The organism is Vibrio sp. 704 (genome assembly GCF_033339295.1).
Map to the genome: position 1 here is coordinate 893,422 of NZ_JAWOUH010000001.1, position 14,763 is coordinate 908,184.

General features: G+C 43.2%; 13 protein-coding genes and 2 pseudogenes. 3 read left to right on the top strand and 12 right to left on the bottom strand.

The features are described 5' to 3' along the window. Window positions 1–167: 167 nt before the first annotated feature. Together R7R24_RS30965 and R7R24_RS30970 are read right to left on the bottom strand one after the other, a co-directional pair. Entirely contained in the window at window positions 168–704 is a 537-nt protein-coding gene (locus tag R7R24_RS30965; protein WP_372036153.1) for a methyl-accepting chemotaxis protein, read from the bottom strand. After that, a pseudogene (locus tag R7R24_RS30970) lies at window positions 702–1,481 on the bottom strand (PAS domain-containing protein); the annotation flags it as partial. The pseudogene R7R24_RS30970 and the gene R7R24_RS30965, both read right to left, overlap by 3 nt. Window positions 1,482–2,225: 744 nt before the next feature. On the opposite strand from R7R24_RS30970, the gene R7R24_RS03780 reads away from it, so the two are divergent. Then, window positions 2,226–2,666: a phosphate-starvation-inducible PsiE family protein gene (locus R7R24_RS03780; protein ID WP_005375731.1), complete on the top strand. Its 441-nt coding sequence runs from the start codon at window positions 2,226–2,228 to the stop codon at window positions 2,664–2,666. A 420-nt stretch (window positions 2,667–3,086) separates the two neighbouring features. On the opposite strand, the gene R7R24_RS03785 is transcribed toward R7R24_RS03780, so the two are convergent. Further along, window positions 3,087–3,695 (bottom strand): MarC family protein, encoded by a 609-nt coding sequence (locus tag R7R24_RS03785; RefSeq protein WP_017635732.1) that lies wholly within the window; start codon window positions 3,693–3,695, stop codon window positions 3,087–3,089. Between the two features lie 279 nt (window positions 3,696–3,974). Beyond that, window positions 3,975–4,400 carry a TraR/DksA C4-type zinc finger protein gene (locus tag R7R24_RS03790; RefSeq protein WP_017821066.1) on the bottom strand — a complete coding sequence of 142 codons (426 nt, stop codon included), beginning with the start codon at window positions 4,398–4,400 and terminating at the stop codon, window positions 3,975–3,977. 190 nt (window positions 4,401–4,590) lie between these two features. On the opposite strand from R7R24_RS03790, the gene zigA reads away from it, so the two are divergent. Beyond that, window positions 4,591–5,790 (top strand): zinc metallochaperone GTPase ZigA, encoded by a 1,200-nt coding sequence (gene zigA, locus R7R24_RS03795; RefSeq protein WP_176311603.1) that lies wholly within the window; start codon window positions 4,591–4,593, stop codon window positions 5,788–5,790. Between the two features lie 148 nt (window positions 5,791–5,938). On the opposite strand, the gene R7R24_RS03800 is transcribed toward zigA, so the two are convergent. Next, window positions 5,939–7,153 (bottom strand): CobW family GTP-binding protein, encoded by a 1,215-nt coding sequence (locus R7R24_RS03800; RefSeq protein ID WP_176311604.1) that lies wholly within the window; start codon window positions 7,151–7,153, stop codon window positions 5,939–5,941. A gap of 523 nt (window positions 7,154–7,676) precedes the next feature. Further along, a complete protein-coding gene (locus tag R7R24_RS03810) occupies window positions 7,677–8,936 on the bottom strand; it encodes a peptidoglycan DD-metalloendopeptidase family protein (RefSeq protein ID WP_191115846.1) in 1,260 nt (419 codons plus the stop codon). 147 nt (window positions 8,937–9,083) lie between these two features. On the opposite strand from R7R24_RS03810, the gene R7R24_RS03815 reads away from it, so the two are divergent. Next, on the top strand, window positions 9,084–9,956 hold the full coding sequence (locus R7R24_RS03815; protein WP_042521104.1) for an aspartoacylase: 873 nt from the start codon (window positions 9,084–9,086) through the stop codon (window positions 9,954–9,956). A 207-nt stretch (window positions 9,957–10,163) separates the two neighbouring features. Here the strand turns inward: R7R24_RS03815 and R7R24_RS03820 are convergent, their stop codons facing one another. The 6 genes and pseudogenes from R7R24_RS03820 to R7R24_RS03845 all read right to left on the bottom strand — a co-directional run. Continuing rightward, complete coding sequence (locus R7R24_RS03820; protein WP_021707804.1) at window positions 10,164–11,177, bottom strand: CobW family GTP-binding protein; 1,014 nt, start codon at window positions 11,175–11,177, stop codon at window positions 10,164–10,166. Next, window positions 11,167–11,727, bottom strand: a complete 561-nt coding sequence (locus R7R24_RS03825) for a carbonate dehydratase (RefSeq protein ID WP_017821071.1) — start codon at window positions 11,725–11,727, stop codon at window positions 11,167–11,169. The genes R7R24_RS03820 and R7R24_RS03825 overlap by 11 nt, the downstream gene beginning before the upstream one ends. Window positions 11,728–11,771: 44 nt before the next feature. Continuing rightward, window positions 11,772–13,106: a dihydroorotase gene (locus tag R7R24_RS03830; protein WP_191115847.1), complete on the bottom strand. Its 1,335-nt coding sequence runs from the start codon at window positions 13,104–13,106 to the stop codon at window positions 11,772–11,774. A gap of 82 nt (window positions 13,107–13,188) precedes the next feature. Further along, the gene (locus R7R24_RS03835; RefSeq protein WP_017821073.1) at window positions 13,189–13,659 is read right to left on the bottom strand and encodes a Fur family transcriptional regulator; all 471 of its coding nucleotides are present in this window, start codon (window positions 13,657–13,659) and stop codon (window positions 13,189–13,191) included. 4 nt (window positions 13,660–13,663) lie between these two features. Next, the gene (locus tag R7R24_RS03840; protein WP_017635741.1) at window positions 13,664–14,332 is read right to left on the bottom strand and encodes a DUF1826 domain-containing protein; all 669 of its coding nucleotides are present in this window, start codon (window positions 14,330–14,332) and stop codon (window positions 13,664–13,666) included. 338 nt (window positions 14,333–14,670) lie between these two features. Continuing rightward, a pseudogene (locus tag R7R24_RS03845) lies at window positions 14,671–14,763 on the bottom strand (AraC family transcriptional regulator); the annotation flags it as partial.

Sequence of the window (14,763 nt, forward strand, 5' to 3'; positions counted from 1 at the left end):
AAGCAAACTGGCTAAAACCTGTACCAGGTGTCGAACTACCTCCCCTTCAAAACGCTTAACTTGACTGCGGCAGGAGTAGTATTGCGACTTCAGCGCTCCTCAATACAGGTTGAATAAGGCGAATTGCTTTTTACCCATCGCCCCTACAATGAAAACTTATTGATTAACTACAACGAGCGGTTAAATTGCTCCACGGCCTCTACAACACGGCTAGCGCCATCTTGTATTTCATTCATCACATTGCCTGCTTTTTCAGAGAGCTCTAGCGTATCTAGTGCTTCTTTTTGGCATTTAGCGATCAGCTTAACTGCGTTATCTGTTCGCTGTAGGTTTTCACTGACCATTGTGACAATTTCATCGGTGGTTGCATTGGTTCTTGTAGCAAGCTGTCTGACTTCATCGGCAACAACGGCAAAACCTCTACCATGCTCACCCGCACGAGCCGCTTCTATCGCCGCATTTAACGCCAATAAGTTAGTTTGGTCAGCGATACCACTGATGCTATTTACCAACTCGCTAATACGCGATGAGTGCGCTTTAAGCTCGTCAATCGCGGTGTTCGCTTGCTGCATTTGCTCGGAAAGTATCTGCATCTTTTCTAACGTTGAGCCTATAACCTCTTGCCCTTGCAGGGTTTGTGTTCCAGTTTCTTGCGAGATTTCATTCGCCAATTGCGCAGCCTGGGCCATTTTCTGTTCCTGCATCACCTGCTGGGTAATATCTGTCGCGAACTTAACGACCTTGTAGAGCTCTCCTCTGTCGTTATGGATAGGGTTATATGAAGCCTCTAACCACACCTCTTCACCATAACGGTTAACTCGTTTGAATCGCTCTGATGAAAATTGCCCTTTTGCTAAACGTTGCCAAAACTCACGGTAAGCTTGAGAGCTCGACTCTTCCTGATCACAAAACATGCGATGATGCTTCCCTAGAATCTGATCAAGCGTATAACCCATTGTGTTTAGGAAATTATCGTTGGCTTTTAAAACATGGCCATCTAATGTGAACTCAATCACCGCCATAGAACGACTTAATGCATTTAGCATGTCCTCTTGCTCACGGGATGATTTGATCGTTCGCGTAAGTTCAGAAGCAAAAACAAAAAAGCTTTCTACTTCTCTGCGCTCATTTAAAACAGGCTGGATAATCGTTCTTAACCAGGCTTCCTCACCATTACCTTTCCGTACTTGCAATGCCCCATTCCAGAACACTTTATCTTGGACGGCTTTCTTCATTCGATGAAAGTGGTCTGTATTGCGCGAATTTGACGGTACCAATTCAGTAATTGATTTCGTTAAGATCTCATCATCATGTAAGAAAAGTTCTTGCTGTAGTTTAGTATTTGCAGAAGTAATGATACCTTTACTATCCAATGTTAAGCGGATCATCTCTTCATCTAAACTGGTTTGGATTTGCTGCAGGATTTGCAACTCCTGCTTTAATCGTTGATTTTCTTGTTGAAGCGACTTATTAAAAAACATGACTTTCTCTCATTTGACCGACCTTCGGATTAGTCAAAGGTTTATTATTTGTATACCGAATAAACTGCAAGCGGCACAATCGTTTGGTTGCATATTCAAACGCGATTTCTATTTCTTATCAAAGGACCCCGCAGGGAATACGGCGATTTTTTCTCCAGTGTAACCTAAGCGCAGTATACTGAAATTTCTTCAGCACCCAAGTTGTTTATATATTTATCAATATTAAAGCTCTTTATCGCCAATTTGAGGTTTATATTTGTGGATATACTTATATGGAGAAGTGGTGTGTTCAGATCAATAAGCCTTTTCATTTAAAAAAAGGGCCTTGACTTAGTTCCAATAATTTTCGCCGTTTTACCGCTTTTCCACCCGACTTTTGAGCGATTACCCACTCCTTATTCGCTTGTATTTCTATTAACAACGCACGGAGCAACAAGCGCATCGATTTGCCCAGTATCAATACGTTGTGGTATTCGCTCATTCAGTTTGCCGTGAAGGTGATGAATCACCACCTCATCAGTCGATTCGTCACGATCAGAAATGAGGCAATGAGGTAATAACGCATGACACCAGAGATTACATTATGTGTCCAACATTGTGCCCACTCCTAAGTTTCATAACTTCCTTCCCTCGGACGCTTCTATCTCTCACCACAGCAACTATGCTTTAAACGACATGTATTCAATTGTCTAGCTTCAACATATGAAGGTTAAGTGAACATAAACAAGCGAAGGAAACAGGGCCATGGAAGTCGATAAAAATGATAAGTTAACAAAAAAATTACAGATAGTGATTCATTGGTCTGTAAGAGTATTGTCGATAGTTATGTTGTTTGTAATCGTCATGGGTGTGATAGATGTTGCATGGACGATATATCAAAAACTTATCACGCCACCTAAACTCATTCTGACGATTTCAGATATGCTAGCCACTTTTGGTGCTTTTATGGCCGTTTTAATTGCTATTGAAATTTTCATCAATATAACTATTTACCTGAGAGAAAATGTTATTCATGTAAAAATCGTCATGGCCACCGCGCTGATGGCAATCTCCCGAAAGGTCATTATTATAGACTTTGAAACCTTGTCTCCAATGTACCTGATTGGAATTGCGGCTGTAGTTCTTAGTATGAGTCTTGGTTACTGGCTGATCCATAAACTGCCCAATAAGAGCCATACTGAATAAACTTCTCAGCCTCCCGACTTTTCAGATACTCTCACGGCATGAAAAAGTCTTGTCTTGGCACGTTGAAGCTAATAAATTCCTCCATGCTAGGCTCTATATACTGCGAGACTACAAGATTATAGAGTAGTGCCTAAGCGGAGAAATTATCGATATTGTTTTCTAGCAGCTAATCTTTGAGTATTGGCACAGCTCAATGGGGGCAAGTGTTGCTCCAGTTCCCCCATCTGATATATACCCTCAACATCTATGCATTTTACTTTCAACTTTTCCGTGGTCCTCTTAAACAAGGTCGTCACGAGTAGCCTGAAGGATTACATCCGGCTAGAAGTAACAGCCAGAAAAGTGATTGTCAGGTGGTCGGTCATCTCGCCGTAAAATTAGCTCTTAACGTATACCTTCAGCTCAGTTTGCGAAAAAGCCTTAAAGGTCAAAGTAACTTTCAATCCCATTCAGAGTGTTGGTCGTGGCCACAGCGGCTAATATCAACCCCATGATCCGACTTACAGCACTAGCTCCTGTATTCCCAATAATCCTGTGTATGCCGCTGGCCATTAATAGCAAGATATAAACAACCAATAGTACCAGCAGCATCATAGCCACGGTCTGGACTTGCTCCCAAATATTAAACCGCACGTTCTCTGTGAGTAAAACGGCGGCTAATATTGCGCCAGGGCTAGCAATTGATGGAATGGCTAGAGGAAAAACTGCTGTATCATGATGACTATTGAGCGTTCTGATTTCTTCTGCTGGTTTACTCTCACCAAATATCATAGTCAAAGCAAACAAGAACAATACGATACCGCCCGAGATTTGAAACGCAGACAAGGGAATACGCATTGCTGTAAGTATGATTTCACCAGCAACAACAAAAAACAGTAGGATAGCAGCGGAGAATAGAGTCGCAAACAGAGCGACCTTACGCTTTGCCACTTCTTCATAGCTTTTTGTGGCTGCGATAAAAACGGGCACAGTACCTATGGGATCGATGACAGCAAAGAAAAAGATAAAAGTTGCCACAAAGTCAATCATGCTACTTCTCCAGTACCAATTTAGCTTTAAGGATAGAAGATCAGCTTGAAGTAGCAGAGAAAATGTTTGACGCTAACATAGCGAGAGCTCATTCAGAAAAACAAAAATGGTGCGTTATTTACAATACAGAACTTACTTCTATCCTATCGATAACTATTAATATCTCAAAGGTAATGACTACCATACCTAACGGTAGTCGCCATCGCTTTAGACTTCTCAGAGAACATCAAAAAAAACAAGTGAACGAGAAGAATATCGACGTCATAAGATAGTGAGGCTTTAGTGTTTATACCAGTGCTCTTTTGACTCCATTTGAGCTTTTACTTCTGCACTATATTCAGCAGTAGGTCGTGCCAATAACCTTGGAATGCCGATAGGTTCTCCGGACTCTAAACAATAGCCATACTCCCCTGCGCTCAAGCGAGCCAACGATCGTTGAATCTTAGGTAACAGCTTTTGCTCTCTATCTATGATTCTTAATGCGATTGCAGATTGCTCCTCACTGGACGCCCTATCGCTTTCGTCACTGAATTCCATTGGCGCAATCATCTCTTCTTTCGCGCGTTCAATATGCGCTAACGTCAATTCATAAAGCTCAAATAATCGGTTTTCAAAAAACGCGAGCTGAGCTTCATTCATATAATCCGCCTCGGGCGCTGCAAGAATTTCTTCTTCTGTCATGACATGCTTTTTCTCTTCGTTCATAGAACCTCCACACCGAGATAAGAGTTCGATCTCTAAATTCCGGACATCTGAACCTGTGCAACTAAACGACAAATAAAGCCGCCAATAAGGTGCAGTACTCGACACAGTAACAAACTGCTTGATGCCAGAGTTAAGATCACCGACTATATTAATTGTTACATTATAACATTACACTATAAAGAGCATGAGCATGAACACCCAGAAACTCCCTGTTACGGTTTTATCCGGCTTTCTAGGCGCAGGAAAAACAACCGTTTTAAGTCATATTCTTAACAATAGACAAGGCAGAAAAGTCGCGGTCATCGTCAACGACATGAGCGAAGTCAACATCGATGCGGCAACTGTTCAGAATGAAGTTTCTCTCAACCACAGTGAAGAAAAGTTGGTTGAAATGAGTAACGGCTGCATCTGTTGTACCCTGCGTGAAGATCTACTTGAAGAAGTCACTAAACTCGCGCAAGAAGGCAGATTCGATTACTTAGTTATCGAGTCCACTGGCATCGCCGAGCCACTTCCCGTTGCAGAGACTTTTACGTTTGCTGATGAAAACGGGCTATCACTTTCAGACGTTGCACGTTTAGACACCATGGTTACGGTGGTTGATGCGATTAACTTTCTGCGTGATTACGATGAAGCTAAGTTCTTAACAGAGACAGCCGAATCCTTAGGTGAAGACGATGAACGCAGCGTCGCCGACTTACTCGTCGATCAAGTCGAGTTCGCTGACGTGATCCTGATAAGTAAAACCGACCTCGCTGAGAAATCAGAAATCGAAAGGCTTCTTGCGATTCTTAAAACCCTAAACACATCGGCCACTATTCTTCCTATCTCGAATGGTGAAGTAGAACTTGATGCCGTACTCGACACACAAAGTTTCAGTTTTGAAAAGGCGCAACAAGCCCCAGGTTGGTTGAAAGAAATGCGAGGCGAGCACATACCTGAAACCGAAGAATACGGCATTTCCAGCTTTGCCTATCATGCGAGACGCCCTTTCCATCCAGAGAAGTTTTACGACTTCCTCCACAATGCGAAAGATTACGGCAAACTGATTCGTTCCAAAGGTTACTTTTGGCTAGCAACCAGACCAGAGTTTGTCGGTCAATGGAGCCAAGCGGGAGGCATCGCACGTTATGGTGTTGCGGGTATGTTTTGGAAAGCAATTCCGAAAGAGGAATGGCCGACGGCTCAAGATTACTTAGATGCTATAAACGACATTTGGCAAGAACCTTATGGCGATATGCGACAAGAATTGGTGTTCATTGGTCAGGGATTAGAGCAACAGAAATTGATTGCTCGTCTTAACGAATGCTTGTTAACAGAAGATGAGATGGAGCAAGGGCTCGACTATTGGTTATCTCTGGAAGACCCTTTCCCTGAATGGGAACAGTAAACGACTGAGATTCAAAAAAGCCTCCCACCATTCGGGAGGCTTTTTCGTTACACAGAGCCAATTTTGGTATACCGAGCCAATTCAGTAAGTCCGTTCTTGGTACAAGCCGAGATTCAAGCATGCACCAAGGGAATCCTCACCAGTACATTCAAACTGTCTTCTTCTGGCTCAACTTAGCTATTTTCTTTGGCCAAGGATCTTCAAATGTTGCCCCCTGTTGCCATTGCTCCAATTCCGCATCCGTTAAAAAGCAGTTTTCCAGCGCATCAATAAACACATCGACTTCGTTTTCTTGCCCAATCACCGTTAAGCGACAACGACGATCACCAAAGCGGCTTTCAACACTGTCTATCTTATCTTGCAGGATTTGACGATGTTCCTCAGTGAAGTTTTGCGATTCGTCATTGATTACCGAAGCGCGCCAAAAGCCTGTAATTTCAAGCCCCACATTGCCGCTTGCTTGGCTCCAAAGCAGTGAAACATCGTCTCGAGTTGGAAACCAAAAGAACCCCTTACTGCGGAACACACCTTTAGTTAAATACTGGTGGCAGGTACTCCACAAACGCGCAGGATGAAAAGGTCGATCATCTTTGATCACTTTGGCGACAAGGCTTTGTTCGTCTTTATCAGAGAGATTCAACGGCTCATTCACCGTCTCACGAAGTTCTGCGATTAACTGCTCAACAAGGAAGAAATTGTAGTCTTGCTCACCTTTCAACATGCGGATATCCAAGTTTCCCCATGACGTTTTGATTATCTCGGTGTAAACATTAAGCGGATGAATCCCCTGCGCGATGTTGCGAACGGTATTGTCATCCACTTTGTCCGTCTTGGTGAGCATGACACGGTTTGAGAACATAATTTGCTCTACCAACAAGTTTTCAACGCCGCGAACACCCTGCTTTACGTTCTCTTGCCACTTCGGAATTAAGGCAGAGCCTTGTCGATAGTCATCTCGCAACCAAGTCGCATCCACCAACGTAATCACGTCTTTGAGAGCGAATGGTGCGTTGTTTTTAAAATACTCAACCAAAGGCAAAGGATGACTACTGCCCGACGTTTCAATCACAATCCATTCTGGCCATTTTTCTGCGCAGAGCTTTTTAAGGGCTTTATCGAGCTGCCTTACACCACTCGGGCTGCTGATGCTGTCTCCACTGATCGTGACAAAGTTGCCCTGCTCTTCACTCACCGCATCGGTATTTAAGATAAGCACGCCATCAACGTCTAACTCACTCATGTCATTCACAATAACGGAAAGATCAATACCAGAAGAATCGGCTTGTTGAAGAATGTTGCGTAAAAAAGTGGTTTTCCCTGACCCGAGAAACCCATGCAAAATAGTGACTGGAATTGATGGCATACCTTTGACCTACAAACTCTGAATAAACACATGTTATAACATAACAATTTGATGAGTTATAGAAGGAATCCAATTGCTGTCTTAGACCCAAAGCTTAAGAATCGGTAAAGACCACAGAGACTGATTTTTCAGAACTCGCCTTCGTTTCTCAGCACGTTTCATCACCAGCAAAGGTCTGACTATTGATAAAAATAATAAGTGGTTACAAAACGACCATTGCTTTGTTTATAAAATTGGAGAAAGATGACAGTACAGCGATTTATAGGAGGTGGTGTTATGACTTTAGTTCTTACCATTCTTATTTTCCTAAGTTGTATTGCGATGCTCGCGATTGGTGTGATGTTTTCACGTAGGCCGATCAAAGGCGGAGGTTGTTGCAAAGCGTCCGATGTTGCGGATGTGGGCGCACGTAAAAGAAAAAATCGCAGTCATTATTCTTCTAGGAACACATATTGACACTCACCTATTGCTCCAACCTCACAACACAAAATAGCATAACTGAGCCCTAACAAATTGTCGGGACTCAGTTTTTCGTTTCTACTAGATAATCAAACTCTGATACTCGCGCCAAAAATGAAGGTTTCTGGATGTTAGGAAGCGACTTCGCGATAGGTAAGTCGGCTTTCATTGCATCAACCGGACGATTACGAACTAAAACTTCAAAATGTAAATGTGGTCCGGTTGAACGACCAGTATTCCCAGAGAGGGCTATTTTTTGCCCACGCTTTATAACTTGACCTTTTTTAACCAAGATTTTATTCAAGTGTAGGTAACGAGTTTTGTACACACTGTTATGTTCAATCACTAAATAATTACCGGCATAAGGGTGCTTGCGGACCGCAATTACTTTTCCATCCCCAGTAGAATAAACTGGCGCACCGATTGGTGTCGCGAAATCCGTTCCGTTATGCGGGGTGACTCTTCCCGTCACTGGGTGTTTACGCTTAGGGTTGAACCCAGAGGTGATTCGGCGGTATGCCCTATCGACAGGATAACGGTTAAACGCTCGCTCCAAACTGTTACCAGCTCTATCATAGAACCGTCCATCCTCGGCTAGAAATGCAGCGACTTCGCCCTTCGCTAAGTTAAAAGAAATAGCCTTAATCTCACTATTGCCAGTTTTGTGTTCACCTAAATATTGCTGTTTCACTAATATATCGAAACGGTCACCGGCTCTAAGAGATCGCGCAAAATCAATCTTATCTTTCATCACCTGCGTAATATTTGCGACGTGGCCTGATGTCAATCCAACTCGATGTGCCGAGACTGAAAAACTCCCTTTGATTTCTCCCGAAAATAAGGTTTCACGCCATTCCCCTGAAATTTCCTGAAATTCGTAAGAGAAGGAGCCATCGTTTTCTCTAGTGTAGATAGCCTTCTCTACAAGGCTCATATGATAAATTAGTCGACTCAATTGCCCCATGTCATCCATCACTAATTCAAGCTCTTCTCCGGGCTGAATCATATCTAGCTGGAGGTGATCAAGATCAACTGAGAGAATTTGCTGCAAAATACCGTAAGGGAGACCCAATTGAGCGAAGATACCACTGAGCGTATCTCCCACTTTAACTATGTAGTGTATTTGTTTAGGTTTAGGCAACGGAGTCAAACTGCTATCTGAGGGAACCACTATCTTTGATGATGGAGGTGGTGACGAATCACTGCTTTGATTCAGTTGAGTGCTGTGACTATCTTGATTTGGCTCATCCTCTGTAGGTAGAAGCAAAGCGACCGAAAAACAAAACACAGCAACGATTAAAGCAATAAATTTAAACTGACTCATGAGAAACTAAGTATCAATAACAACGATTGTTATGTTATAACATATCTAGGATTATTTTTACTCAGTTTAGTAAACGTTTATTCAGTTCACTGGATTGGCTAAGAGAAGACCAGTCATTCACCCCATTCTCTTTGAGAAGGCTCAATAATGAACACATTCAATTCAGCACTTATCGTTGCAGGAACACACGGAAACGAACTTTCTGGTATTTATTTACATAAACTAATCAAAGAAAAACGTTACTCTGTCAATAGATCAACCTTTTCAGCCTGCTCGATCATCGCAAACTCCGAAGCAGTAAAACACAACGTCCGATACATCGATACAGACTTAAATCGCGAGTTCTCAGCAATGAATAGCAATCATTGTCCTGATTTGCATGAAAGCAAGATTGCACATCAATTTATCGAGAAATATGCAAACCAAGAAAAACTGTTGATTGTTGACCTGCACAATACAACAAGCAATATGGGAGCGACGTTGATTTTGCTTTCTAACGATGTGTTTTATCGGAAACTGGGCGCGTACGTCAAACAACGAATGCCATCAGCACATGTCCTTTTCGAAGAGCGAAAAGAATGGCAAGAGCAACCTTACCTTTGTACTGCTGGGCAATATGGAATAATGATTGAGGTCGGGGCGCAAGCACATGGTGCGCTAGAGTACAGTACGTTGGAGTTGATGAAACAGATGCTTACCGCAGTATTGGACTATGTTGAAAAGCACAACCTCAACCAAATAGGCTTACTGAGCGATTATGAGGCGTTTTTTTACACCGAAGAAATCAGGGTTCCACTTGATCAAGAGGGTATGCGGCAAGCACTAGTACACCCTACTATTTGTGGCAGAGATTTTGAGGCGGTCAAACCAGGAGCACCTTTATTAGCGACTTTCGCTGGTTATGATATCCATTGGAATGGCAAAGGGGAAATTTACCCGCACTTTATCAATGAGAGCGCCTACAGTACCGCAAATATAGCAATGGCCCTCGCTAAAAAAAGACGTGTTTCTTCCGTGTAACTTAAAGCAAGTAATTAGGCCACGTGTAACGTGGATACCTCACCCCATGAATAAAACTGTGCCTGAACCGCATAGGCAGAAAATACGGGTACTAACCCCACCCTAATACGGCAGCATAAGTGCCCTAAGCGCAGCTTTAAAAGAAACCCCACTAGAATTTTAAGGAGGTAAGACATTATGGTTAAAAGGAGAGTTTTCTCTTTTCTATCATGATGCCTTCTCCAAACATCGAAATAATCTATCTTCAAATTGGTCATCTAGACCGGAAGAGATCAGTTCTAGGCGGCTTTCTGAACACTCGTCTAGTTCAAACTCTGTGAGTCCATCTGATGTTAGATTGTAACCAAAAATACCGCTTCCCGTGATAAAAACCGCTTTCATTCGTTCGACCTTGAGGTCGAGCAGCAATAATCTCAGCTTTTGATGATCGAACACGTTTTCAGCGGATATACGCCAACCGATACTGTAGAAACCTTCCCCCTGATTGGTTGCTTTTAGAATGCCGCTCTCAGGCATAGGCAACTCAGGAACAAGTGACTTTTTCTCTCTTTCACGATAAAGAACAGAGGGCGTTTTTTGCACGTCAATACGAGTCGCTCCCTCACATTCATGAAAAGGGATAGCGCCATGTTCAGCGAAAATCACTTTTGTTTCCCGCAGACCGAGCTTTGCTATATAAGCCGTCAGCTTTTGCTCATCTTCATCTTGATAGAGATCGCGCTTATTACCTACCACTGTATCTGCGATAGTGATTTGCTGGTTAAACGTTTCATGCTCAGTGTACTTAGGATCCGATAGTTTACGTGCATCGACTAAAGTAATGTTTTTTTGCAAAGCGAGAATTTGACGATAATACTCGGTCGATAGCACTTGCAGTACTTCTTTAGGATGACCAAGGCCTGTAGGTTCAATCAACAATCGATCTGGCCTTGCTTCAGACAATAATTGATTTAAGGCGATTTGCATCGGAAGACCTGCTGCACAGCACATACATCCCCCGGGGACCTCTCGAATAAACACTTGGTCTTGTTGTTTTTTTTGGCCTTGTAACAAGCTGCCATCAATACCAACTTCGCCAAATTCATTGACCAATACAGCCCAACGTTCATGACTCGGTTTATGGGTCAATAAGTGCATTATTGCCGATGTTTTCCCCACCCCGAGAAAGCCAGTGATGATGTTAGTCGGCACTCGCGAAATCAGTGGCTTATTAAAGTTCATTGGCAATTCTCCGGTAGCCTTGGACTAGTTCATGGTTGGCAGAAACGACGGATTCGGAAAAAGCTGAATATTCTGGCGGCACTTTAGAGATACTCTCTAAATCAAAACCGACACCAATATTGGTCATCGGTGGTACATGGAAATAAGCGGGTAAATCGAGGCCATCGACGACACAGTTATGACGAATAACACACCTCTCACCGATGACGCTATTGAACACGACGGAGTTGAAGCCAATGAAAACATCATCACAAACCTGGCAAGGACCATGAATAATCGAACGATGAGCAATGGATGAGCGCTCACCAATGGTCACCGCAGCCCCTGCCTTAGAGTGAATTACGACACCATCTTGGATATTGGTGTCACGTTTGATGACGATAGCTTCCATGTCTCCATGGTTATTAACTTCGTCAGCTCGAATAACAGCATAGGGTCCAATAAAAACGTTATCCTCAATAATGACTTTGCCACAGATAATAGCGGTTGGATCGATAAAGGCTGTTGAGGACACCTGTGGCATATGGCCCGTTGGGTTTCTTCTTAACATAATGCTTCCAGTTTGTTTATGGCTCTTTTTTTACGGTCAGCGACTTAACGATTGAAGGATAAACGCATCGCTCCAGCTGGTTTATCGATGACTTTGTTATTGTCATAAACTAGCGCGCCATTGACCCAAGTCTTTTGAATTTGAGCTGAAAATTCATGTCCAGCAAAAGGCGACCAACCACAATGATATAAACTGTTTTCGTTGCTAACTCGTGTTGGGGTATGAGCATCAACCAACACCAAATCGGCGTAGTAACCTTCACGCATAAAACCTCGGCCTTGAATGCCATAGCGAATGGCCGGGTTGTGCGCAGTTTTTTCGACTACTTGAGTCAAACTCATATGACCTAAACGGACATGCTCGAAGAGAGTAAGTAACGCATGCTGAACTAACGGCAGTCCGGCTGGAGCCTGCTCGTAAGGCACTTGTTTTTCTTGCCAAGTGTGAGGAGCGTGATCTGTTGCAATGATATCTATTTGCCCCGTATTTAACGCTTTTAACAACGCATCGCGGTCACTAGGAAACTTGATTGAAGGATTACATTTGATCAAATTACCAAGAGCGCCATAATCTTTGTTGCTGAACCAAAGATGGTGAACACAAGCCTCCGCGGTGATTGATTTATCTCGAATGTCTCCCTCGTCAAAAAGTGCTAGCTCCTTCGCCGTTGTGATGTGCAGCACATGCAGTTGGCTGTGATACTTTTTGGCAAGTTCTACCGCATAAGAAGATGAAGCGTAACAGGCCTCTTCGTCACGCAAAATGGGATGGTCTTCGATAGTGAAACCTGGCTTCTTAAGCCTTTGCTTTTGCTGGTTTTGTTTAATAACAGTCCCACTTTCACAATGAGTAACAATGAGTACTGGAGAGTCACGAAAAATTGACTCTAACGCTTGCGGATCTTCGACTAACAAATTTCCTGTTGATGCCCCCATAAATACTTTCACACCACAATGTTGTTTGGGGTTAAGTTGTTTAATCTGTTCAAGATTGTCTTCGGTTGCACCGAGGTAGAAAGAATAATTCGCAAACGAGCTTTCTTTAGCGAGAGCGAACTTGCGCTCTAACGAGTCAATAGTCGTTGTAGCCGGACTAACATTGGGCATTTCCATGTAGCTTGTAATACCGCCGGCTACCGCTGCCCGCGACTCGCTTGCAATTGTGCCTTTATGTGTCAGCCCAGGTTCTCGGAAATGCACTTGATCGTCAATCATGCCTGGCAGTAAATAAGCCCCTTTAGCATCAATTACAATATCTCCGTGTTGTACGGATATATTAGTAGCAATCTTGTCAATTCTTAGATCAACAATACGTAAATCTGTTTCGGTAATGGCTCCTTCGTTGACCACCCGCGCGTTTTTAATCAATGTTGCTGACATAATTCATTCTTTTAGATAATTTGAAAAGGTGGCCAATACTCGGTCACCTTGTGAAGCTATAAGGGGAGATCGTGTGTCTGCCTCATAGGGGGCGGTTTGCGCATTCATCGCAAACACAGGAAATCTCAAATTGTGGGCTAAGAACGGTGAAGCCTTCTTGTATGGCTTTCGCACATACGCTAGAAATAACATTGGCTTCAACCGCTATTTCACTAACCTTTCCACACTGAGAGCAAATCAAAAACTGTGGAACGCCATGCTCCTGATCGCACGCGATTTGAGAACAAACGACGTATTTACTAGATGTATTGAGCTTATGGACAAAGTGCTCTGCTTCAAGGAAATCGAGTATTCGATAAACCGACATCGCTTGAATGTTTTGAGAAAAGTTGTGATTGCAGTAGTCAACTAGTTCGTAGGCAGAAAGCGGCTTCTCCGCATATAGCAGCGAAGTCAGTATCAATTTCCGTTTAGTAGTGAGTTGTTTACCTCGCAGCAGGCAGATTTTCTCTACCTGCTTCATGACGTCATCTACCGTTTTGAGCTTTCTCATATCTCTAGATGAAATCCAATGTGAGTAGTAAGCGACGTTCATTATCTGCAACATGTGGAGAGCGATGTATAAGTCCAGTGGCTTCATTGCCTTCCCAACCACTTCCTTTGAGCAGGGCAACATCGCCAGGCTGCATTCGTCGTATGGCACTTTCAGAGTCGTATAAGCCCGATAGGTGATCAGGTTGACCGAGACTACCGGCACCGAGTTTAGTGCGATCAATGGTATCGTTGGTTAACCATTCGGTCGCTCGGCCGGTATAAGTTATGACAAGTCTGCAAGGCACACGATCAAAGTGAAATTTCGGGCACATCGGGCTGTCTAGGCGAGTTAGTCTCAAACCTGCTTCTTTAACCTCAAACAAACAGCAGAACATATCGACGATTAAAGCAACATCTTCACTCAGCGCATCAGCACACGCATAGCCCTCTAACTTGCTTCGTACCCATTGTGCAGCATCATCTGGCGTGACACTTTGTACCAGTGCCAATCTAGGCTCCTGAGCCAGCATCAGATTAATGTCCTTCGTCAACTCTTTCGAGAGCGTTCGCTGCCATATGGCAATATTGTGCTCTGGTTTGTAGATGTCGCTAAGTATGTTCGCTGATGTCGATATCGCCAACGATGATGTTTTTTGGACACGAAGCGGGTTCTCAACTACATCAATGCTCATATATCTTCCTCCCAAGCGTTAAAAAGGTCAGGTAAAGGTTTTAATAACGTTGATTTTCTAGGGCTATGAGACCTAGTAATCGTTACGATTTCGCTCTAGTTCACGGACATATTGACACAGTCCCACCCCATGTAGAGTCAAGTCAGACAGCGCTTGTGAAGAAATCAACGTTTACTCTCCTCAATAGGAGACTACTGGTTGTGAGATCAATTCTTTAAACAACAAATTGTAGAGCCCCAAACAAGGCAATGTTATAACATAACAATTAATCTTTTCAATATTTACCTTTTTTGATTAAAGATAATTAGGGGAACATCATGAGCATGCGAGCACGGAAATTATATTCCGCGATTAGAAAAGTAACGCGTGGGTGAATCGCCATAGACCCGACGAAACATCGCAATAAAGTTACTGGGCGTCGAATAACCTAA